The organism is Flavobacterium pectinovorum (assembly GCF_022802975.1).
In the GTDB taxonomy this organism is placed as follows: Bacteria; Bacteroidota; Bacteroidia; order Flavobacteriales; family Flavobacteriaceae; genus Flavobacterium; species Flavobacterium pectinovorum_B.
In genome coordinates, this window is the sequence record NZ_JAFEVZ010000011.1 from 135,348 (window position 1) to 157,379 (window position 22,032).

Below are 22,032 nucleotides of genomic sequence, written 5' to 3' on the forward strand. Positions count from 1 at the left end.
AATTTATATAATGCCATATTTTAGACGAAGAACCAAAATTTAATATGATGTTTTTAAATTATTTTATAAGTATTTAGACTTTTAACTTTACGACTTTAAAACTTTTGACTCACTTAACTGATGGCTTTTTTTAGTTTTTTGAAAAAGATTTCTTCCCGACTCGCAATGTCCAGAAGTTCATCGGCAATGGAGTTGTAGGCATCTTCTTTTGCACTTCGGTTTTTATAAATTCGGGAAGCTTCAACGGCAAAATCGCGCCATGAATCTCCAATTTGTGTCATTTCTTTCGAAAGAGTCTTCAATTCTTCATTACCTAAAATAACAGAAGCTTCCTGTAAAAAAGCGGCATAAATAAATCGGAAACCGCCGCCTCCGGTACCAATTTCTTCCTGCATGCGGACCATTTGAGCCAGATAATGATTGGCCTTTTTGACACCGTGTTTTGCCGGCCATTTTCTAATTTGGCGGGAAACCATTTTGATGCCACGCACACCTACAATAGGCATTGGCGCAAGCATGGTTCGGCAGGTATCTTTTATTCCTTTGATGATCGCACTTTTAAAATCAACTTCATTCGGAACCTGAATTGGGTAATACATTTGGCCTCTTGGCGCAAAAGCACCTTTTGCAAAACGTACTTTATCCAGTTCGTCGTGCGTCAGAGTGGTAACGGTTTCCATTACCGGATCGCTGATTAAATAATCGGTTTCAGTTTTTCCGTAAACGACTAAATTGTGTGCGTTGAAATGAAAACGATATTCATCAGGAAAATAACTTAAATGATACACGCCAACCTGTAATCCGGTCGGAATGTTATTTTTTAAATTTTCTTCTAAAGCTTTATTCGCATTGGCGACAGAAGAAAATTTTTGTCTTTTTATTTTTAAATTTAACCGATTGGCGACTTTATTAAAAATCTGTCCCGGTAAAGTTCTGTAACTGATTGCCGGTGCATGATTGACTTTTAAAAAAGGCAGATACACAAATAAAAGTCCCGAACCAATTCCAAAAACCATTGGCTCGCTGATGTTGAGTCCGCTGTTTTTTAAGAGGTTCGAAGCTACTCCATTTTCGCAATGAGCAGATTGATGATGTGTAAAAGTAACTTGCATTAATCTGTTTTAAAATTTTTTAATTCGGTAATTGAAATCTCAAAAGCGTCGGCATATTTTTGTAAAATTTTGTCGTTTAATTTGGCAAAAACAGACGGTTTAAAATGTCTTTTTACGCGCCATTTCCACATATCAACATAACCGGAAAGAATAGAAAGATCCATTTTATTCAATTCCATAAAATAACAAATCGGACTCAATTCTCCGTTCAGTACTTTTAGTTTTGCTTCTTCTGCACGTTCTTTTATATCGTCAATGGCATTAGAAAGTGCAATCGCTTTTGGCTCCCAGCCTGTACTCAAAGCGGTTGTATAATTGCCGTTTTCATCAGTAGCGTAAACCAGTTCTCTGAGGTTCTTTTTGCTTAAATTTCCATCGTGCTGTGGTACATTTTCTTTTTCCATGACGGTTAAATTTTAAGATGCATTACTTCTTCCAGTAAAGGTGCTAATCCGTCTTTGGTTATGTTATCATTGTTCCAAAAACTCATCACGCAGCTTACATAGTTATCTCTTACTTTTTCTGCAACATAATAAACGGTTAAAGTTTTTCCGCCAGACATTCCGGCCAATAATGATTTCATTCCTGTAAAATCAAAAACTATTTTTTTTGCAGTAGTTTCGGTTCCTTCAAATACAACAGTTGTTTGTTCTTCTGAAATAACTTTAATACCACCTTTACTTTTTGTAATAGTAAATTGATTGTCAACAGCAGTTTTGGCACTTTCAATATTTTTATGAACAGACCAATTCATTTCGCCGTTATAAGGACACTGAACAGTATTAACGTTTGTCCAGGAACAATTATTTCCCAGCCTAATTTTTCTTCCTGCAAAACCGATTGAGTCAATTGTCATTGATTCAAAAACCTCTTCAGGAATTTCGTTTTTTATGATTCGGTTTATGTATTGTTTTTCAAAATCTGCTTCGGGTTTATTAAAGTAGCCAAACCAAATAATCGTAATGGTTTTATTGTTGTCTTCTACAAAATAATAAGAATTTGTCTGAACTAAATTGTCAGTAATTTTTTTTGTTTTAACAACGTGTAAATTGTTATTTGAAAGAGATTCATCTTTGGTTTTTAAATCGCTGTCTTTTATATCGAATTTTTTATAAATCTTTTTTAGTGACTTTTCAGAAAAATCATAATTATAGGTTTGACTTGAAAAATCAATACCATCAATATTATAATAAGTCGCACTTTGAGTGTTTATTGCTTTTAAGCGTTGTGAGAAATCATCATTTTGACAATAGACAAAAGCAGATAAAAAAAGCAGTAGCAAAGAAGTTGTTTTTTTCATTTTTTTATTGATTATCTTATTCTAATGCCAAAATCGTTTTTTGAATAAACAAATTAATTTCGCATTCTAAAAGTATTTTGTCTTCGAGTAAGCTTTGACAGCTCATTGTGCACAATGTATAATCGTCTCCTGTAAATTTGGAAACCAAAGTTGATTTCGTTGTTATTGTATCGCCAGTTTTTGGCAGTGCATTAATTTTTAGATTTTTTATAGCGCTGATGAAACCTATAACATTTACGTTTTCATGTTCTGTTCCGTCATCCTCAAAAAAATATTTTTTCCCAACGATAGCCGAACAGGTTTGTGCGGTATTTTCAATCAGACCTGCTTCAGTAAAAACACCATTATCAACAAAAATATTATCTGTTTTAATCAAAAAGGAAGTTTTTACAAAGTTGGCATCGATATCTAAAATCAAATCAACCATCAGCATTGGAGCACGATGAGGCAAATAATTTTGGATGTCAATTCCGATTTTCATCTTTTATTTGGCTAAAACAGTTTTCATTTGTCCCTTTGCAATTTCTTCATTATTTAAAAAAGTCACAATATCAACTAAAGTTACTCCGGCAAATTCCTGTAAAACAGTAACATTTGACTGAATGGTATCGTTGATTTGAGGCAGTTTTTTAATTTCAATATCTTTAATAGAGCCGATGTAACCCGTTGGTGCGGTTTCATTTTTCAAAAAAAACTGATAACCGGTATGCAAAGCCACAGACTGGGCCATGTGTTCGATTAAACCCGCTTCTAAAAAAGTATTTTCTTCTAAAAATATATTGTTATGTTCAATTTTAAAACCCGAAACCAATGAAGTTTCAGAGTACGAAAACAGGCTGTTTACCATTACAAAAGGAAACTTTTGCGGAATCAGGTTTTCGACTGCTTCTTTTTCTAAAAGTACAATAGTTTTCATTAGCAAACGGTTAGATAAGCATACGCAAATGAAAATCTTCCACTTTCCGGAACCGACAATAAAATGCGGTCGCCTTTTTTTAATTTTCCGGAGTTCATCAATTCTTCAACAGCTACATAAATTGAAGCAGAACCGATGTTGCCTACCGTTAAAAGGTTCATAAACCATTTTTCATCGGTAATTACAATTCCTTTTTCGCTTAAGCCTTTTTTTAATCCATCTACAAAAAAGTTAGACGAAACGTGTGGCAGGAAATAATCGATTTGATCTGCTGTAATGTTATTTTTAGACATTGCCTCACTCATGCTCTGAACGCCTTTTGGTAAAATAAATTCGTCAAGCAGTTTTACATCCTGTTTCACAGCGAATATTGATTCGTTCAGCCATTGTTCCGGAGTAAAATCGCTCCATGGTTTTATTTCGCCGTTTTCTAATTTGTCTCCGCCGGCATACATACAGGTTTCTAATTCGAAAGCATACGAATACGATTCCATCCATTCGATTTTTAGTGAAATTTCACCGTTTGGTTTATTTTCCAATAAAAAAGCTCCGGCTCCGTCTGATAACATCCAGCGTAAAAAATCTTTTTTGAAAGCGATAATAGGCTGTTCTTCCAGATTTTTTAAGTTGATGATTTCGTTGTTATATTTTTGGGCAGAAAGCCAGGTCGAAACTTTTTCAGAACCGGTACAGATGGCGTTTTTAGAATTTCCGGCTTTTATAGAAAGAAAACCATATTTCAGGGCATTCATTCCTGAGCAGCAAATTCCCATTGAAGAATTTAACTCAACCGATTTGTTTTTCAATAATCCGTGAACCATTGCGGCATGTGAAGGCGCAATTATATCCGGGGATGAGGTTCCGCAGGACAATACTTCTAAATCCTGATCTGTAAAGTTTTTATCAAACAGTTGCACAATAGCATTTTTTGCCAGTTCAGCATTGGTGTGTGTACTTTTGCCGTTTTTATCTACGGCGTAATATCGGGTTGTAATTTTATTATTGCGTAAAATAATGCGTCTTGCTTTTGAGGCAGTATCATTTATCAATCCTAAATAAGTTTCCATTTCATCATTTGAAACGGGATCATTTGGCAAATACTTTGCGGCTTTGGTTATATATACGTCAAACATAATATAATTTTCCTCTTCTAAACTCCTTGATAATATTGAGTTTCTTTTTTTATGGTTTTTAACTTAAAAGGATAGGTAATAAGATGCAATATATACACTATTGGCGAGATTAACCATATAGCTAAGAATAAATAAATATAAAATATTTTGAGAAGCTGTGCTCTTTTTTTTGGATTTTTATAAATGAAATTAGACCATTTATTAAAAATTTTATTTGCCGTTTTATCAACCGTGACCAGATAAGGACTAATTCGAACAGCATCAGCGGCTACTAACTTGGGTTGTAAATCATTTAATGTATTCTGATTGAACTGCGAAAGAATGATATCTCCAAATTTCGTTGATTCCCGGATATCTTTTTCAGAAACGCCGGGTAACGGAAAAAAGCCCAGATACTTCTTTTTGACTCCAGAAAACAGCCATTCGACAATAGTTAAAACGCTAATTAAGTTTCCGACACGATCGACCAAAGCGATATTTCCAACCAATTGAGCGTTGGCTTCTTTTAGTAAAACCTTAATTTTTTCCTGAGCCATGAACCACATATTGCGGGAACCGTTGATGGTAACTATGGGTGTATTGTTCAGGATTTTTTTTCCTTCGGCACTTTTTAAAAAAGAATTGATCGGAATGGAGGGTGATAAATACCAAACCTGATAGTGAAACAAAACTAAATCAAATTTTGTATTCAGGATTTCTTCTGAAACTGGTTTTAAGTCAGTTGGAATTTGTAGAAAAGATTCGGGGAAAGCATCAAAAAAGGAAGCTTTGTTCCAGGGAAAAGGGAAAGGTTTTTCTAATTGAATTTCATGAAAAGTTACTTTTATTTCTTCAGAATTTAAGAAGGGTTCTGCAATATTTTGCGCAATCGATTTTAATTGTCCGGACTGAGAATAAAAAATAACGAGAACATTTTTCATTTTGGTTTGCTTAGGTTGCAAACAAAAATAAGTAAATTTTATTTAAACGGATTTTCTTGTTAGAAGGATTTGTAAAAGAAGATTCTGTTTTATGGTCTAATGTAATTTTTTTATTCTTCAGGTAGAAATTCAGAAATCTGATTATGTATATCGGGAATTTTGTTTTTCATTACATCCCAAACAATTGTATAATTGACACCCATATAATCATGAATTAATCGGTCTCTCATTCCGGCCATATTTTTCCATTGAATTGTATTTCATCTTTCTTTGATTTCAACCGGAATTTTCTTTGTTGCTTCTCCAATAATTTCTAAACTTCTAACTACAGCTCGTTTCAGAGTTTAATCTTCTATGAAATTTTCGAATAGCAAGTTTTTACTAATAGCCATAATGTACGAGCATTCATCTTGGATATGTCTCAGATATTCTTTCGGATCTTTAGACATATTGAACTTCATTTAAGATTTTAGGTCCAATATAAGGACTTAATCCATTTTTAGTAACAACTTCTACTTTTTCGTTTTTGAAGATTTTTTCGAATAAATCATAGACGGCCATATAGTTGTCAAAATTTTCTTTCTCAGGTTCAAAATCTATCAGTAAATCAATATCACTTTCGCTTGATTGTTCATTGCGAAGGTATGAACCAAATAAACCAACATTTCGAATGCCAAATTCAGAAAATTTTTGCTTATTAGATTTTAGCGTTTTTAATATGTTTTCTTTTGTTGTCATTTGAAACTTTTCTCAAATATACAAAACTTTGTCTTTTTAAATTTGTGAAAAAAACTACGTCTTTGAATCATTCCAAAAATCGAAATAATTGAACCACTGCAAAGGATATTTCTGAAGAATGCTTTCTACGCTTTGTACATATTCTTTCAATAATCCTTTTTCATCACGATGTTTGACGGTGGCTTCCCTGGCGTACAAATGATAATGAAGATTTGGCTCTTTCATTACATAAACAAAAACTACGGGAACTTTTAAACGGGAAGCAATCAAAAATGGGCCAGCCGGAAAATTGGCTTCTTTTCCCAGAATATTTTCAGAAAGTGATTTGGTACCTTCAAAATAGCGATCGCCGGTAAAACAAACCAATTCATTATTGGCCAAAGCGGCATTAATCTCAAAAATATGAGACAAATCGTCTTTGATGATAATAAATTTTACCGAATGTTTCTGAGCAACACTTTCAAGATAATTTTTGATAGCCGAATGTTCTAAATCGGTACTAACTAAATTAATTTGAAAATTAAGATCTATATCAGCCAAAAAATGTTCGGCAATTTGAAAATTTCCAATGTGAGCGCTGATTAAAACGCCGCCTTTTTTTTCTTTTAAAAGATTTTTAAGGATTTCGATTCCGTCAAATTCGTAGGTAAATCTATTTCGCATTCCTGCCGAAATAGAAACTTTGTCAATAATGGTCTGTCCAAAAGTATAGTAACTTTTGAAAACCATTTTTTTAGATTTAAATCTTGAATATTGCAGTCTTTCTTTAAAATAATAAAAGATAGCTTTATTGCTTTTCTTTAGAAACAAAAAGTAATAAGAAGCGACAAAATAAAGCAAAAAATAAGCAGATTTGACACCCGCTTTCTGAATCAAAAAAACGAATATTCTATAGCCTAAAACTGTTCCTTTTGATTTGCCATCCCATTGACTCATTAAGCAGTTTTAGCTTTTAATTTTGACTCGATAAGGTCATAAAAGTTCTGAAAAGTAGCGATTCCGACAAAATCAACTTCAACCAGTTTTACACCAAAGTTAGATTCGATAGAAACGACTAAGTCAACGTAATCCAAACTGTCCAGCCCAAGTGTATCTTTTAAATTAGCATCCGGTTCAATTTCGTCATTGTCAACTTCAAATTCATCAACCAAAAAACCATTAATTCGTGCTATAATCTCTTCTTTATTCATTTTCCAATTTAAACTTTTTAACCACCAACGCAGAGTTGGTTCCTCCGAACCCGAAGGAATTGGACAAAAATATATCAAATTTTTTGTTTAATGTACTTTTGACCAAATTTAATTTAGCGGCATCTTCATCCGGATTTTCCAAATTGATGTTTGGCGCAATAAAATCGTGCTGCATCATTAGAATCGAGTAGATTATTTCGCTGGCTCCGGCCATCCAGCATTCGTGCCCGGTCATTGATTTTGTAGAACTTACATACGGATTTTTCTCACCAAAAACTTCAAAGATAGCTTTGGCTTCGTTTGAGTCTCCAACCGGAGTTGAGGTAGCGTGTGCATTTATATATTCAATATCTGATGCTTTTAAGTTTGCTTCTTCAAGTGCTCTTTTCATTGCGGTAGCAGGTCCTTCGACATTTGGAGTTGAAATATGACCTCCGTTTGATGAAAATCCGTAACCGGAAACTTCGGCAATAATGTTGGCACCGCGTGCAAGGGCAGACTCGTAACTTTCTAAAATTAAAGTCGCACCACCGCCACTCGGAATTAATCCATCACGATCCGCGTCAAAAGGTCTTGAGGCTTTTTCAGGATCATTTTCTCTGTTGGAAAAAACGCCTAAACCGTCAAAACTGCTCATGGCGTATTTATTGATTTCCTGTGCGCCTCCGGTAATAATAATATCCTGGAAACCGCTTTTGATTAAAAAATAAGCCAGTCCAATAGAATGCGAACCACTTGCGCAGGCTGCACTTACGGTTAAGTTGATTCCTCTCAGTTTAAATATTGTAGATAAATTCATCGTAACCGTTGAATTCATCGATTTAAAAATCGCTCCCGAACCAATTAATGCCGTATCTTTTTTCTCGCGAACGATATCTGTAGCATCAATAATGGCTTTAGAAACACTGTCATTTCCGTACATGATTCCAACTTCGCGATTTTCAAAAAAAGCGTCGTCAATATTGGCATTTTTCAATGCTTCGATAGTCGCCATATAAGCATATTCGGTTTCTTCACCAATGCTCATACGCTGTCTTCGGTTCAGTAAATTTTTTAAATCAGCTTTTGGAACCATTCCGGTCAAAGCTGATTGAAAACCAAATTCTTTTCGTTCAGCATCAAACTGAATCCCGGATTTTCCTTTGTATAATGATTCTTTTACTTCGTCTAATGAAGTACCAATGCAGGAATAAATTCCCATTCCAGTAATTACAACTCTCCTGTTCATCTTCTTTTTTAAAGTAATTTTTTATCCGTAAAGTATTTTTTTAAACACATAGATACATAGTTTTTGTAAACTCAAAAAGGCGTTTCACTTATTTTAAATAAACATAGTTCTCTATGTGAAAGAAATGTATTTCTCTTTTGTATTCTTTTTATGCATAGAAATCTATGTTTCTATGTGTTTAAAATATTTTAAGAATATATTCCTCCGTTTATATTGATAATTTCTCCTGTAATGTAGCTTGATTTTTTTGAAATCAAAAAGCTTACCAAATCTGCGACTTCCTCGGCTTCGCCAAAACGATTTACAGGAATTAGTTTTAATAATTCTTTTTCGTCTAACTGACTTGTCATATCTGTTCTGATAAAACCCGGTGCAACAGCATTTACCGTTATATTGCGTTTTGCCACTTCCTGCGCCAAAGCTTTTGTAGCCGCAACAATGGCGCCTTTTGCAGCAGAATAATTGGTTTGTCCGGCTGTTCCTTTTACTCCGGAAACCGAAACCATATTGACGATTCGGCCATATTTATTGCGTAACATTTTCTGAATGAAAAACTGTGTCACATTAAAAAAACCATTCAGGCTTGTATTTACTACGCCGTTCCAGTCTTCGGGCGTCATCCACATAAAAAGCCCGTCTTTTGTAATTCCGGCATTGTTTACAATGGCTTCAACAAGCGCTTCGGGATTTGCTTCCTGCCACTTTGTTAAAACAGATTGTACTTCTTCAAAATTAGAAACATCAAAACCTAAAATTTCTCCTGTTGCACCTAATTTTTGTATTTCCTGAAGTGTCTCTTCGGCAGCAGTTTTGTTTGAATGATAATTAATCAGAATATGATAACTGGATTCAACAGCCAATTTTTTACAAACTGCACTGCCAATTCCTCTTGAACCGCCCGTTACTAATACACATTTCATTTTAAAAGATAGTTTTTATTATTTTTGAAAAGGTTCAGCATTCTGATACCATTCATTTAAAATTTGGCCATCAGGTTTAAGAAAACCCCATTTTCCACTCAGTTTTACTCTGGCCAATCCATCAATGAATCCTTTTTCCTGATGCATAAACATTCCGAATAGGGCTATTGAAATTTCATATTTTGTTGGAATAATTAACTTTCCGGTTTCATTTATAAATCCCCAGCCATACTCTTTTACTGCCGCAAGACCATCTTCGCTAAAAGATTCTGCATCAGTGTAAGCGGGCGCAACAACATATTTGCCTGTTAAGTTGATATAACCCCATTTGTCATTTGAGCAAACGGGAGCTAAATTTTTAGAAAAAGGTTTTGTTTTGCTAAATCTAGGCTGAATTATCCATTGTCCCTGTAGGTTTACAAATCCCCATTTTCCGTTTTTTTTGGCGGCAACTAAATCTTGTGTTCCAATTTCTCCCATTTCAGAAGCGCCTTCAACAGCAATAAATTGCCCGTTATGTACGATTCCGTATGTTTTTTTATCTTTTGCCCAGGTAGTGTTGTTAATATAATTTCCAACTTCGTCATATATAACCGCTACTACTTCTTTTCCTGTTGGGTCAATAATTCCCCATTGGTCATTTTTTGCCGCTCTTGCAAAACCATTTTGAAAAGCTCTTATAACATCATATTTTGGGGCAAGAACGATTTCAAATTTGTTATTGATAAGTCCAACTTTTCCGGCTTGTCTAAAAAATGCAACCCCATTATTAAAATCAAATAATTTGTCTGATTGCGGAGCGCCTTTTAAGATTTCACCTTTTTTATTAATGTAAAACCAGCTGGTGTTTTTTTGTATGATACAAATTCCGCTGTCAAAGTATTTTGCATTGTCAAAAGTTGCAGGAATTACCAGAGTTCCTGTGTTGTCTATAAAACCCCATTTTCCGTTTTCTTTAACCGCAGCCAATCCATCAGAAAAATTTTTGGCAGCATCAAATTTTGGTTCAATAGCAAAAGCTCCTTCTTTTGTGATGAAACCAAATTTTCCTTTTTTTCGAACTAAAGCCAGTTCCTGACTGCTAACAAATTGAATAAAAAACAGCAATAATAAAATAAATGGTCTTTTCATTAGGTATGGTTAATATTATAGTGTGAAATAAAATTTTAACTGTTAATCAAATAATCTTTTACTTTTTGAACAAACGGATACATGACCTGATCTTCCTTAAATGTTGGAATTATTTTTCGAATATCATCATACCATTTTTTAGAAACCGATGAAATTTTCTCTTTTTGATCTAAATAATCAATCGCCTGAACAATTGTAATTAATTCGATAGCTAAAACTTCAAAAGCATTTTCGATAACTTTTGAGGTAATCACCGCTGCATTTGTTCCCATGCTTACAATGTCCTGATTGTCGTTGTTGTTTGGGATACTGTGAACATACATTGGGTTTGACAGCATCTGGTTTTCGGCTGTGGTTGAGGTTGCGGTAAACTGAACGCCCTGCATTCCGAAATTAAATCCTAAGGTTCCTAAATTTACAAACGGAGGCAATAACTCGTTAATTTTTGAATTCAGTAAATAATTCAGTTGACGTTCTGCCAGCATGGTTAATTTGGTAATCACGATTTTCAGTTTATCCATTTCAAGCGAAATATAATCTCCGTGAAAGTTTCCTCCGTGATAAACGTGCTGGTTTTTTACGTCTATAATCGGGTTGTCGTTTGCCGAGTTGAATTCGTCCTCTAAAATTGAAGCTACATTGTTTATCGTTTCTAAAACCGGACCTAAAATTTGAGGCACGCAACGAAGTGAATAATATTCCTGAACTTTTTCCTTGAAGATTTCTTCGGTATTTTCGCCGGAATATAAATGGTCTTCTCTTTTACGGATCAATGTGCTGTCAGAAAGATTTTGACGCATTCTCAAAGCCACTTCCTGTTGCCCTTTATGACGTTTGGTTTGGTTTAATTCTGCAGAAAAATGATCGTCATACGCCTGAACCAATTCGTTGATTGCACAAGAAGCTTTTAAGGACCAGTCTAATAATTTGTTGGCATGATGCACATTTACAACACCAATTCCGGTCATTACTGATGTTCCGTTAATCAAAGCCAGACCTTCTCTGATTTCTACCTGAATGGGCTGTAGGCCTTCGATTTCAAAAACTTCCGAAGTTGGTCTTCTTTCACCTTTATAAAAAACTTCGCCTTCGCCAATTAAAACTAATGCTAAGTGTGATAATTGTACTAAATCGCCGCTTGCGCCAACACCGCCGTGTTCAAAAATTAAAGGCGTAATATCTCTGTTGATTAATTCAGCCATTAAATGAATTACTGAAGGGTGAACACCTGAGTTTCCTAATGACAATGAGTTTAAACGCGCTAAAATGGCTGCTTTCACACAAGCAGGATTCAAAGGTTTTCCTGTTCCCGATGAATGGCTTCGGATTAAATTATATTGTAACTGAATTTGGTCAGACTCTTTAATTCGATATTGAGCCATAGGACCAAAGCCTGTATTTACACCATATATTATTTTGTTTCCTGAAAATTCTTTTAAGAAATTAAAGCTTTCACTGATGCGATTTAGTACCAAATCGCTAATGATAACTTTCTGGTTTCCAAATATAATAGCCTCAAATTCGGCTAAACTTAAATATTCATTAATTGTGTTCATTAAACAAGTTTTGATTGCGCTAATTTAATTTTATTTATCAAAATAAATGTAGTTATTTTGATGAAGGCAAATGTAAGTTAATAAATCAGAACATTTTTATTATGACAAAGGAGTTTGTAGACGTTTTAATCATTGGAGCAGGGCCATCAGGATGTGTTTCGGCATCTTATCTTCATAAGAATGGTGTAAAGATAAAAGTGGTTGAAAAAACAAAGTTTCCAAGATTGGTGGTTGGTGAAAGCCTTATTCCGAGGGTTATGGATCATTTTGCTGAAGCAGAATTGTTTGAGAGCCTTGATGCGATGAATTTCGAAAAAAAACTGGGTGCCCGTTTTATAAGAGGAGAAGAAATTTGTGTTTTTGATTTCAGTCAGAAATTTGGCGAAGGCTGGGACTGGACCTGGCAGGTGCCTAGAGCTGATTTTGACAATACAATGGCACAGGAAGTTATTAGAAAAGGAATTGATCTGGAATTTGAAACTGAGGTTCTGGAAGTTTCTTTTGAAGGGAAAAATTCTAAAACGATTGTAAAAGACAAACACGGAAATTTAAAAGAAATCAACGCCAAATTCATTATTGATTCCAGCGGATACGGACGTGTTTTACCAAGGCTTTTAGATTTGGATACGCCTTCAAAACTAGATCCGCATTCCTCCATATTTACGCATGTAAAAGATATCAACAGACCGGAAGGTGAGGAGGGAACACAGATTTCGTTTGATATTCTGGAAACCGAAGTCTGGTTATGGGTAATTCCGTTTTCGAATGGAAATACGAGTTTAGGAGTTGTTGGGCCAACCCATTTTATCAATTCACTTTCTGAAAATAAAGACAATGCAGAGGCTTTAAGAAATGCCATTCAGAAATCAGATTATTATATTAAAAGATTTAAAGGGACTGAGTTTTTATTTGAACCTGTAAAACTGGAAAATTATTCAAGAGCCGTAAAAAAAATGTACGGAGATGGTTTTGCCCTGACAGGAAACAGTTCCGAATTTTTGGATCCGGTATTTTCATCGGGAGTTGCTTTTGCGACAGAATCCGGAATGCTGGCAGCGAAATTATACCTGAAAGAATCACAGGGAATTTCTGTTAATTGGGAAGTTGAATTTACGCAATATATGAAACGCGGTATTGCTGTTTTTGCTACTTATGTACAGGAATGGTACACCGGAAATCTTCAGACGCTGTTTTTTCATCAGCCGGAAAATCCTGAGGTGAAGGAAAAAATATGTGCAGTTTTAGCCGGTTATGTCTGGAACGAAGAAAATCCGTTTGTAAAAAAACACGATCATGTAATTAAAAACATGGCTTATTTATTGAACATGCAAAAAGAAACAGGAGATAATTAAGAAAGCTAAAGAAATATTTAAAAGGAACCTGTTAGTTAGAATTATTAAAAACGTCAGTTCGAGTGTTTTTTGTGCAGAGAAACGGAACAAAAAAAGTATCGAGAACCGTTTTTAATACTAATTTTTCTGTTTTCGATCAATTTTTTATCGAAAATCACTACCATTAACGTTTTTATTAAAAAATAGTTCTCGATACAAATTTTCTGAAAAAGCTATTGCATTTTCAGAAAATTCACTCGAACTGACGAGACGTTGTAAGTCATTTTATATTGCTTTTTGTAAAAAAATTATTCCTCGAACTGACGAAAAATTATCATCAAAAACTAATTACACCCAATGGGTTAAAAGGAGAATGATTCAAAAGATTATTCTCCTTTTTTAGTTTAAATCTTATCTGGAAATTCTGTTTTAAGAGTTTGTCCGCAGTGTTAAATTTAACTTTGATTCTTAAAATGCATAACGCACTATTGCGTAATTTTGCAGGATGTATGCTTTAGTCGATTGTAATAATTTTTATGCTTCGTGCGAACGTGTTTTCCAGCCGGAATTCAACGGAAAACCGGTTGCAATATTATCCAATAATGACGGCTGTGTGATTTCGCGAAGTAATGAAGCCAAAGCAGTTGGAGTTCCTATGGGTGCGCCGGCATTTAAGATTAGGGAATTGGTAAGGGAAAAAAATGTCAAATTGTTTTCGTCTAATTATCCTTTGTACGGAGATTTGAGCAATCGGGTAATGGCAATTTTAGGACAGTTTACCCCAAATGTAGAGATTTACAGTATAGACGAAGCTTTTCTGAATTTTGATGGTTTGAATGTTTTGGATTATCATGATTATGGTCTGCAAATAAAATCCCGCATTCAAAAATGGGTTGGGCTTCCGGTTTGCATTGGCTTTGCCGAAACGAAAGCATTATCAAAAGTAGCCAATAAAATTGCCAAGGAATTTCAAGAAAGAACTAAGGGGATCTATGTTATTGATACTGATGAAAAACGAATCAAAGCCTTAAAATGGACAAAAATTGAAGATGTTTGGGGTATTGGTTACCGAACGAAAAAGAAGGCCAAACTTCGTAATATCCATACAGCCCTTGATTTTATTGATCCTAAACACGAAGCCTGGATTAAGAAAGAAATGGGCGTTATTGGTCTTCGTTTAAAGTGTGAACTCGAAGGCAAATCGGTTTTGGATTTAGAGCCTTTGCCGGAACAAAAAAAGAGTATTGCAACTACCCGAAGTTTCCCAAAACAAATTTCTGATTTTGATTTACTCCGCGAACGTATTGTTACTTTTGCGGCTGTTTGTGCCGAAAAATTGCGTAAACAAAATTCCTGCTGCCATACCATTATTGTCATGTTGGTAGTCGATAAACATTTGGTAAAATCATCCAAATATTATTTTAATATGGCGGTAACGCTGCCGTATGCAAGCAATTCAACTTTAACCATTTCGAATACGGCTGTTGAAATGCTGAAGAAACTGCACAAAGGAAATGAAGGGATCCGGTTTAAAAAAGCGGGTGTTGTGGTAACTGAATTAATGGATGAAGATAAAAAACAATTTCAGTTGTTTGAAGAAGAAAATCCAAAACATCTGGCTTTAATGAAAGTGATCGATCAGCTGAACACTAAAATAGGAAACCGGAAAGTAAAACTGGCTTCGCAAAATCTTAAATTGACCTGGGATATGAACCAGAATCATTTGTCTCCTAAATATACAACCGATTTTAGTAAACTTCTGGAAATAAAATGTCTGTAAAAAAAGAACAAAAACTGACCTTCTTTCAGCCTGATTTCGAAAGTGAAATCAGGATTCCTTATATAAATGAAGGCGTTTCGGCTGGTTTTCCATCGCCGGCTGCTGATTTTATGGAAACGAGTATCGACCTGAACAAAGAACTAAGCGAAAACCCGCTGGCTACTTTTTATATCAGGGTTAAAGGCAATTCGATGATCGATGCCGGTATCAATGACAAAGATGTTTTAGTAGTTGACCGAAGCCTGGAACCGCAAAACAATAAAATAGCGATTTGTTTTATTGACGGTGAATTTACCGTAAAACGCATTCAGGTCGAAAAAGACTGTTTGTACCTCATGCCCGAAAACCCTAATTACAGCCCCATAAAAGTTACTGAAGAAAATCAGCTTGTTATTTGGGGGATGGTGACTTATGTGATTAAAAAGGTGTGAAAATAAGATGCCAACCGTTGAAGTTGGAGAAATTAAAGGTATTCTATAAAACCAAAAAACACTCCATAATGAAGTGGTTTTATTTGTTTTAACCGCATTGAAAACGCTACCTTTTGTTTTTTAATTTAAGTTGATACTCTTCATAGGCGAGCACCAGAGGAGAGTTGTATACTCACCGATAACCCTTGAAACCAATACAATTATCAAGACATTCACGGAAAAAGTCAGGAGACTTTTATCCTATTTTATGGCTTTCAAGAGCTTTTAAAAATTCGCAAAGTCATGAGACTTAGCGGAGCGGGGGCAAGTTAAACTAATTCAGGAACTCGAACCCGATGAAAAAAATATGGTCTTTAAAATGGTCGATACCTTTTTAACCCAAAAGAAATTTAAAGACTTCTTTGCTAAAAATGTAGCGACTTTATAGAAACAATAAACCCGAGCAATTGCTCGGGTTTATTGTTTCTATGATGGATCAAACCATTCTTTTCGTTTGGCGACTTCAATCATATGATTAATTGTAATAGGTTTCTTTTTGGGATATTTCTTTTTAATTCTTTCCGAAAAGATGTTTATTAATAGAGTATCTAAAAAAGTTAACTTATAAAAATACTTATTTATGTCAAAAGAAGAATAACCTGACTCTATGTCGAATTCCTTTAAAAATTCTTCGAATATCATTACAGCATCTTCTCGGTCTAAATTTATGGTATTAATAACTGTATCTAATGAATTTTGCTCATCTTTAAAGATCCATCTATTAAAAAAATCAACAACTCTACTTTCTAATGATTTCATAAAAATTAATTATTTATTAATCCACTAGCTCCTGCAGCAGCCCTCGTACCTCCAAATATTGCTGCATTTCTACCCATAAATGATGACCAATACCGTGTAGTACCCACTCCAAAAGGATAAACTGACATATAAGGCAGTTTTGTTACAGCACCTCCAAATAAGTTTATTTGTTTACCCCCTAAAATAGATTTATAAAAAACTGATGATTTTAGAGTGGTCTTTGAAGCTCCCGCTCCGCAAAGTCTCCATTCAAAAATCTAAACACGCTCCGCAAATGTCTCCGACTTTGCGCTATTCTAAACAAATATATTTAAAAAACGTAGACATCTCAAAGTCTCTGACTTTAAAACAAAACTTCTTAATATAAAATTCTATCAAAACGTAAACGGAAAAAAGTCGGAGACTTTTGAGACGTATTGTGCTCAAATATAATGCAAAAAAATTGCGCAAAGTCAGAGACATTTGCGCAGCTTTTCAGAAGAACACTTCGGGGAGCGGGGAGATTATTTCTTTTTCTTATCCTCTAATTTTTTTTCGATGATGGAGATAATTTTATCTGTAGTGGCTTCTTTGTCAAAGTATTTTAAAAAAGCTTCATATCCGGGATCTGCGTTTTGATAAACTGAATTTGGATCGCGTAAAATATAGTTTTTGTCTTCTGTGATTTCTATATCACCCATGCCGGTTAAAACCCAGTTTATGTTTAAATTAGGATAAACCTGCATAATTTTTTTCAAAATATTCATTCCCAATGCTCTCGAATTCATTAAAATTGGATGCAAAGAGGTGTATAATATATCATTTTCTATACAGAACTGTCTAAGGTTAACTTCCTTGCTTTCAATGTAGTAGCGTAATCTTTCGCCTTCTGTTTGCATTTTTTTAAATTTTTGCATCAAAAATGATGTAATGTATTAATAAATAATATATATTTGAAGTAGTTACTTCGTAGTAAATACGTAGTAAAAATACAATAATTATATGATTCAAATAAAACTTATCTATGATTACAGCCGGACAAAGGAATAAAATGAAGAAAGTCTTTAAAAAAGGCTACTCAAAAGAAGTTCAAAAACTTTTAGAAGAGAAAGGAATATGGAATAAAAAAGGGTTTCCGTTCAGCAATTCTTACATTACTCATGTTTTTAATGGCAGAAATACCAACAATGATATTGAAGAAGTTATAATTGAATTGTATCAAAAAAGATTACATGAGGAAACAACGATTACATTGCGCAGAAAAGAGATTTTCAGCAAAAAAATATAGTGTATTATGAGGTTTCAGAAATAGCAAATGATAAATTCCGGCCAAACTTAAGCAGCAAAGAAACGATTGTAATGCATTTTAGAAAAAAGGAAGTATAAAATCTAATAATCAAAGTTATAAACCAAAAAAATATCCGGTAATTATGACAATAATAAAAAATGAAAGTTTAGGAAATATTGGGTACTTTTCAGATGAAAAAGGCGCATTGACGAATTTTATTTTCGAAATTTTATCTGTTGAATACAGCGATAATCTGTATGGATATTTCAGAATAAAATTAACAAATGATAATTTAAAATTTGTAATTATAGATAATCTCAGCATCTGCGGAAAATTTTCTGACAGCTTTCCTGATCGGGTCTTAGAGGAAGGTTTTTATTTGTGCCATCCGGATTTAAACCATGAACTTGTACTGGATATCTTCAGTTATGAATTTGATTTGTATAAAGGCAGATTCATTAATCAGCAAAGTATCTCACAGTAATAAAACTGTTATAACAGTATTGATAATTTTGTTTGAAGATAAATTTTGATTGTACTTATTAGATTAATTATTCCTTGTACTTCAAAAAATAGCCCCGGTTGATAAACCCGGCATCCCGATATTCCAGATGCAACTTCTCACAAAGAATTGCATTTTTTTAAGCAGAAAAAAATCATACTAAACAAATGATCTGGACTTTTGAAATATTTTACACACCTGTCCGGACTATGCTTTTCAACAGTTTTTGAAGTCATAGAATCATCTACTAAAGAAATAAACTGTATGAAAACAGATTTAGTCGAAAATACTTATTTTTACCTATGGTTATTTAAATTTTGCAACTCAAAATTACGATGTTTTTTAAGAAGCCATTAATTTGGCTCCTTTTTTATCGGACAACAATGATTAATAATAAACATATTGCTGTTATTAAAATGTATAATAATGAGTAAATTAACTTTTTTGCTGTTAACAGGATTAATTCCTGTCATTGCTTTTAGTCAAAATATTACAAAAATATGGGAATCAGATTCTCTATTTTTGAAACCGGAATCAGCTCTTTATGATTCTTCGAAAAAGATTGTTTATATCTCTAATATAAATGGTGAATACCTCGCAAAAGATGGAAATGGATTTATTTCGAAAATTAAAATAAATGGAGCAATAGAGGTTCTGAAGTGGATTGATGGATTGGATAATCCACAAGGTATGGGGTTGTACAAGAATACGTTGTATGTAGCAGACATTAACAGGGTTCTTGAAATTGATACCAATACCTCTGAAATAAAAAAAATCTACAAAGTTGATTCTGCTAAATTTTTTAATGATATTGCATCGGATACCAACGGAGATATTTACATATCGGATTGTTTTGCGAATAAGATTTATAAAATAGCTGATGGGGAAATAAAAGTGTGGCTTGAATCTGATTTTCTTTCCATGCCAAATGGATTATTGTGCACAAAAGATGCTGTTTTAGTGCTGAATATGAAAAATCAAACTGCTTTTTCGGTAAATAAATTCACTAAAAAAGCTCATGAAATTTTTAATGGAATTGATAATTTAGACGGTATTACCAGTGATGGTAAAAGTGGATTTATAGTATCCGGAGCATGGCAGGGTCAGCTGTTTCATATTGATTCTAAGGGTAATAAAAAACTCATTATTGATTTAGGTAAAGAAAAAATCATAACAGCAGACATTGAATATATCGAAAAGCAAAACTTATTGATAGTGCCTACTTTAAATAAAACGGTAATTGGGTATCAGTTACAAATGTTTTAATTCGCAGACTACCTGATAAGGTCTTTTTTTTATAAGTTAAAGTTGGTGCTTGTTACAAATGAGCATCAGTTGCGATTGCAAAACCTCGCTATCGTTGTGCAGGCATACCCCCGCTCCGCAAAGTCTCCATTCAAAAATCTAAACACGCTACGCAAATGTCTTCGACTTTGCCTATTCTAAACAAATATATTTAAAAAACGTAGACATCTCAAAGTCTCTGACTTTAAAACAAAACGTCTTAATATAAGATTCTATCAAAACGTAAACGGAAAAAAGTCGGAGACTTTTGAGACGTATTGTGCTCAAATATGATGCAAAAAAATTGCGCAAAGTCAGAGACATTTGCGCAGCTTTTCAGAAGAACACTTCGGGAAGCGAGTGATTTTGTAGACGTTAAATGTGATTAAAAACATCTTGTATTGCTTGTCCTGCAAGGTTTTTTTAACCTTGTAGGTATTAATACTAATGATCGAATACCTACAAGGTCTCGAAAAAGACCTTGCAGGAATATTAATCAATATCATTGATTTGTAAATAATTTTGTATTGGATTAATCGAACTCAGGTTTGAAGGTAAAGTTTTCGATTACACGCATAGATTAACGGCTTCTTTACTTCAAAAAAAAAAGTCTGAAACTAATTTGTTTAGTTTCAGACTTTTTGAATTTAGGAAAAAAATATTTTACCAGAACTTAGCGTACAATGCAGCTATAATCAATAATGTGATTACAATTAGTACAGTAGTTTGTGGTTTTAATTTGAACATTTGAGTATCTAATTCGAATGCTTTTGGATTTACTTTTGGTCCTGCAAAACTGATGGCAATCATAAGAAGCATAGTAAATACAAATGACAATCCCATACAGATATGGAACGGGATTTCATATACCGGAATTCCATCTACAATTTTTCCTGTAGGCCAGGCGGTGTATAATAAGGTTTCATTTCCGAATAAAGCAGGAGCAAATTCATTGAATAAAACAGATAATAAGAAACCTGCAATTACCCCTACAATAGCAGCTGTACCTGTAGTTCTTTTCCAGAACATACCAAGGAAGAACATGGCAAATACACCAGGGCTAATGAATCCTGTATATTTTTGGATGTAGGTAAAACCACCAACACCACCAATTCCAAGGATATCATTCCATGTGAATAAAACAGCTAAAAGCATCGATGCGAAAACAGCATAACGACCAATGTTTACCTGATGTCTGTCGCTGGCGTTTTTTTGGATGTATTTTTTGTGAACGTCTAATGTATAAATAGTAGAGATACTGTTTACTTTACCTGCTAACGAAGCTACGATAGCTGCTGTTAAAGCGGCTACAGATAATCCTTTTAAGCCAGTTGGAAGAAACGTTAACATTGCTGAATAAGCACCGTCTTTTCCGCCAATTAATTGTGGTAAACCGCCATTTTGATATAAAACATAAGCTGCGATACCTGGCAACATTACGATAAGCGGCATTAATAATTTTAAGAATCCTGCAAATAAAATACCATTACGGGCAGTTTGCAAGTCAGCACCCAAAGCTCTTTGTGTGATGTACTGGTTACATCCCCAATAGTTAAGATTGATAATCCAGATACCTGCTAAATAAGACATTAATCCCGGGAAAGTCAAATATTTGTCAATTTCAAGTTGAGAAGAACTGGCAGTAGGTCTGTCAATAATCATTTTAAAATGTTCCGGAGCTTTTTCCATTAATAAGTTTAAACCGGCAAGGGCATCCTTTCCAAATCCAAAATGTTCTGCTACAACAGTCAGGGCAATATAAGTTGTAACCAAACCTCCAATAATTAAAACAGCTACCTGAATAACGTCTGTATAAGCTACCACTTTCATACCTCCTAAAGAGATGATTAAAGCAAAAACAGCTAAACCAATCATAATAGCATGAAGGTATTCTCCTCCTGCTAATCCGTTAATGGCAACTGCTCCTAAATACAGGATAGAAGTAAGGTTTACAAAAACATACAAAAACAACCAGAAAACCGCCATGATTAAGGCAGTAGATTCGTTATAACGTGTTTTTAAGAATTGTGGCATGGTGTAAATCTTATTTTTAAGATACACCGGAATAAACCAAACTGCAACAATAATTAAGGCAACAGCAGCCAGCCATTCGTAGGCAGCAACAGCAATTCCCAGGAAGAAGCCCTCACCACTCATTCCGATAAATTGTTCTGCTGAAATGTTTGAAGCAATTAAGGAAGCTCCAATTGCCCACCATGTTAGTGTTCCTTCGGCAAGGAAATAGGCTTTAGCATCGTGTTCGTTTTTTTCGCGTTTGCGATAGATGATGTATCCGTAAATGGATACAACGAGAAAATAGATAATAAATACTGCATAATCTGCAAAAGCAAGTTTTGAGCTCATTTGTTAGTAATATTTTAAATTAATATAAGTGATTTTTGATAGTTTTAAAGTTTGTTTTTAATGATAATGTCAAAAATAGTTGCGAAACTAAGTTATTTATTCTTTTAATTCGTAAAAAATACGATATGCAT

General features: G+C 34.0%; 24 protein-coding genes and 1 pseudogene. 6 read left to right on the forward strand and 19 right to left on the reverse strand.

Annotation, left to right across the window (positions count from 1 at the left end; translation table 11 throughout):
• Window positions 1-113: 113 nt before the first annotated feature.
• From FLV_RS15505 to hutH, 15 genes are all read right to left on the reverse strand, one after another.
• A complete protein-coding gene (locus FLV_RS15505; protein ID WP_243235115.1) occupies window positions 114-1,112 on the reverse strand; it encodes a BtrH N-terminal domain-containing protein in 999 nt (332 codons plus the stop codon).
• Entirely contained in the window at window positions 1,112-1,516 is a 405-nt protein-coding gene (locus FLV_RS15510; protein WP_243235116.1) for a hypothetical protein, read from the reverse strand. The genes FLV_RS15505 and FLV_RS15510 overlap by 1 nt, the downstream gene beginning before the upstream one ends.
• 5 nt (window positions 1,517-1,521) lie before the next feature.
• On the reverse strand, window positions 1,522-2,412 hold the full coding sequence (locus FLV_RS15515; RefSeq protein WP_243235117.1) for a hypothetical protein: 891 nt from the start codon (window positions 2,410-2,412) through the stop codon (window positions 1,522-1,524).
• Between the two features lie 16 nt (window positions 2,413-2,428).
• Complete coding sequence (locus tag FLV_RS15520) at window positions 2,429-2,893, reverse strand: ABC transporter permease (protein ID WP_243235118.1); 465 nt, start codon at window positions 2,891-2,893, stop codon at window positions 2,429-2,431.
• Between the two features lie 3 nt (window positions 2,894-2,896).
• Complete coding sequence (locus FLV_RS15525; RefSeq protein WP_243235119.1) at window positions 2,897-3,328, reverse strand: hypothetical protein; 432 nt, start codon at window positions 3,326-3,328, stop codon at window positions 2,897-2,899.
• Window positions 3,328-4,461 (reverse strand): beta-ketoacyl-ACP synthase III, encoded by a 1,134-nt coding sequence (locus tag FLV_RS15530; protein ID WP_243235120.1) that lies wholly within the window; start codon window positions 4,459-4,461, stop codon window positions 3,328-3,330. Before FLV_RS15530 ends, FLV_RS15525 begins: the two co-directional genes overlap by 1 nt.
• Window positions 4,462-4,478: 17 nt before the next feature.
• The gene (locus FLV_RS15535; RefSeq protein WP_243235121.1) at window positions 4,479-5,381 is read right to left on the reverse strand and encodes a dialkylrecorsinol condensing enzyme DarA; all 903 of its coding nucleotides are present in this window, start codon (window positions 5,379-5,381) and stop codon (window positions 4,479-4,481) included.
• Window positions 5,382-5,491: 110 nt separating this feature from the next.
• On the reverse strand, window positions 5,492-5,635 hold the full coding sequence (locus FLV_RS15540) for a DUF86 domain-containing protein (RefSeq protein WP_317235677.1): 144 nt from the start codon (window positions 5,633-5,635) through the stop codon (window positions 5,492-5,494).
• Window positions 5,636-5,822: 187 nt separating this feature from the next.
• Window positions 5,823-6,119, reverse strand: a complete 297-nt coding sequence (locus FLV_RS15545) for a nucleotidyltransferase family protein (RefSeq protein WP_243235123.1) — start codon at window positions 6,117-6,119, stop codon at window positions 5,823-5,825.
• 54 nt (window positions 6,120-6,173) lie between these two features.
• A complete protein-coding gene (locus FLV_RS15550; RefSeq protein ID WP_243235124.1) occupies window positions 6,174-7,055 on the reverse strand; it encodes a lipid A biosynthesis acyltransferase in 882 nt (293 codons plus the stop codon).
• Window positions 7,055-7,309 (reverse strand): acyl carrier protein, encoded by a 255-nt coding sequence (locus FLV_RS15555; protein WP_163396118.1) that lies wholly within the window; start codon window positions 7,307-7,309, stop codon window positions 7,055-7,057. The genes FLV_RS15550 and FLV_RS15555 overlap by 1 nt, the downstream gene beginning before the upstream one ends.
• Complete coding sequence (locus FLV_RS15560) at window positions 7,302-8,537, reverse strand: beta-ketoacyl-[acyl-carrier-protein] synthase family protein (RefSeq protein WP_243235125.1); 1,236 nt, start codon at window positions 8,535-8,537, stop codon at window positions 7,302-7,304. The genes FLV_RS15555 and FLV_RS15560 overlap by 8 nt, the downstream gene beginning before the upstream one ends.
• A gap of 188 nt (window positions 8,538-8,725) precedes the next feature.
• A complete protein-coding gene (gene fabG, locus FLV_RS15565) occupies window positions 8,726-9,457 on the reverse strand; it encodes a 3-oxoacyl-ACP reductase FabG (protein WP_243235126.1) in 732 nt (243 codons plus the stop codon).
• An 18-nt stretch (window positions 9,458-9,475) separates the two neighbouring features.
• Window positions 9,476-10,588, reverse strand: coding sequence for a WG repeat-containing protein (locus tag FLV_RS15570; protein ID WP_243235127.1), 1,113 nt, complete (start codon window positions 10,586-10,588; stop codon window positions 9,476-9,478).
• Between the two features lie 35 nt (window positions 10,589-10,623).
• On the reverse strand, window positions 10,624-12,144 hold the full coding sequence (gene hutH / locus FLV_RS15575; RefSeq protein WP_243235128.1) for a histidine ammonia-lyase: 1,521 nt from the start codon (window positions 12,142-12,144) through the stop codon (window positions 10,624-10,626).
• Between the two features lie 101 nt (window positions 12,145-12,245).
• On the opposite strand from hutH, the gene FLV_RS15580 reads away from it, so the two are divergent.
• The 3 genes from FLV_RS15580 to FLV_RS15590 all read left to right on the forward strand — a co-directional run bounded on the left by FLV_RS15580 (window position 12,246) and on the right by FLV_RS15590 (window position 15,686).
• Complete coding sequence (locus FLV_RS15580) at window positions 12,246-13,496, forward strand: NAD(P)/FAD-dependent oxidoreductase (protein WP_243235129.1); 1,251 nt, start codon at window positions 12,246-12,248, stop codon at window positions 13,494-13,496.
• 484 nt (window positions 13,497-13,980) lie between these two features.
• A complete protein-coding gene (locus tag FLV_RS15585) occupies window positions 13,981-15,255 on the forward strand; it encodes a Y-family DNA polymerase (RefSeq protein ID WP_243235130.1) in 1,275 nt (424 codons plus the stop codon).
• Window positions 15,246-15,686, forward strand: a complete 441-nt coding sequence (locus FLV_RS15590; protein ID WP_243235131.1) for a LexA family protein — start codon at window positions 15,246-15,248, stop codon at window positions 15,684-15,686. The genes FLV_RS15585 and FLV_RS15590 overlap by 10 nt, the downstream gene beginning before the upstream one ends.
• A gap of 465 nt (window positions 15,687-16,151) precedes the next feature.
• Here FLV_RS15590 and FLV_RS15595 read toward each other — a convergent pair whose 3' ends face one another.
• Window positions 16,152-16,484, reverse strand: a complete 333-nt coding sequence (locus FLV_RS15595) for a DUF1493 family protein (RefSeq protein ID WP_243235132.1) — start codon at window positions 16,482-16,484, stop codon at window positions 16,152-16,154.
• A 503-nt stretch (window positions 16,485-16,987) separates the two neighbouring features.
• Window positions 16,988-17,362: a hypothetical protein gene (locus FLV_RS15600; protein ID WP_243235133.1), complete on the reverse strand. Its 375-nt coding sequence runs from the start codon at window positions 17,360-17,362 to the stop codon at window positions 16,988-16,990.
• A gap of 152 nt (window positions 17,363-17,514) precedes the next feature.
• On the opposite strand from FLV_RS15600, the gene FLV_RS15605 reads away from it, so the two are divergent.
• Window positions 17,515-17,751 carry a hypothetical protein gene (locus FLV_RS15605; RefSeq protein WP_243235134.1) on the forward strand — a complete coding sequence of 79 codons (237 nt, stop codon included), beginning with the start codon at window positions 17,515-17,517 and terminating at the stop codon, window positions 17,749-17,751.
• 142 nt (window positions 17,752-17,893) lie between these two features.
• Entirely contained in the window at window positions 17,894-18,235 is a 342-nt protein-coding gene (locus FLV_RS15610; RefSeq protein ID WP_243235135.1) for a hypothetical protein, read from the forward strand.
• 137 nt (window positions 18,236-18,372) lie between these two features.
• On the opposite strand, the pseudogene FLV_RS20035 reads toward FLV_RS15610, so the two are convergent.
• Window positions 18,373-18,522 (reverse strand): annotated as a pseudogene (locus FLV_RS20035) (DUF4372 domain-containing protein); the annotation flags it as partial.
• A gap of 157 nt (window positions 18,523-18,679) precedes the next feature.
• On the opposite strand from FLV_RS20035, the gene FLV_RS15615 reads away from it, so the two are divergent.
• Window positions 18,680-19,519, forward strand: a complete 840-nt coding sequence (locus FLV_RS15615; RefSeq protein WP_243235136.1) for a hypothetical protein — start codon at window positions 18,680-18,682, stop codon at window positions 19,517-19,519.
• Between the two features lie 681 nt (window positions 19,520-20,200).
• Here FLV_RS15615 and FLV_RS15620 read toward each other — a convergent pair.
• The gene (locus FLV_RS15620) at window positions 20,201-21,901 is read right to left on the reverse strand and encodes a sodium/sugar symporter (RefSeq protein WP_243235137.1); all 1,701 of its coding nucleotides are present in this window, start codon (window positions 21,899-21,901) and stop codon (window positions 20,201-20,203) included.
• Between the last annotated feature and the right edge of the window lie 131 nt (window positions 21,902-22,032).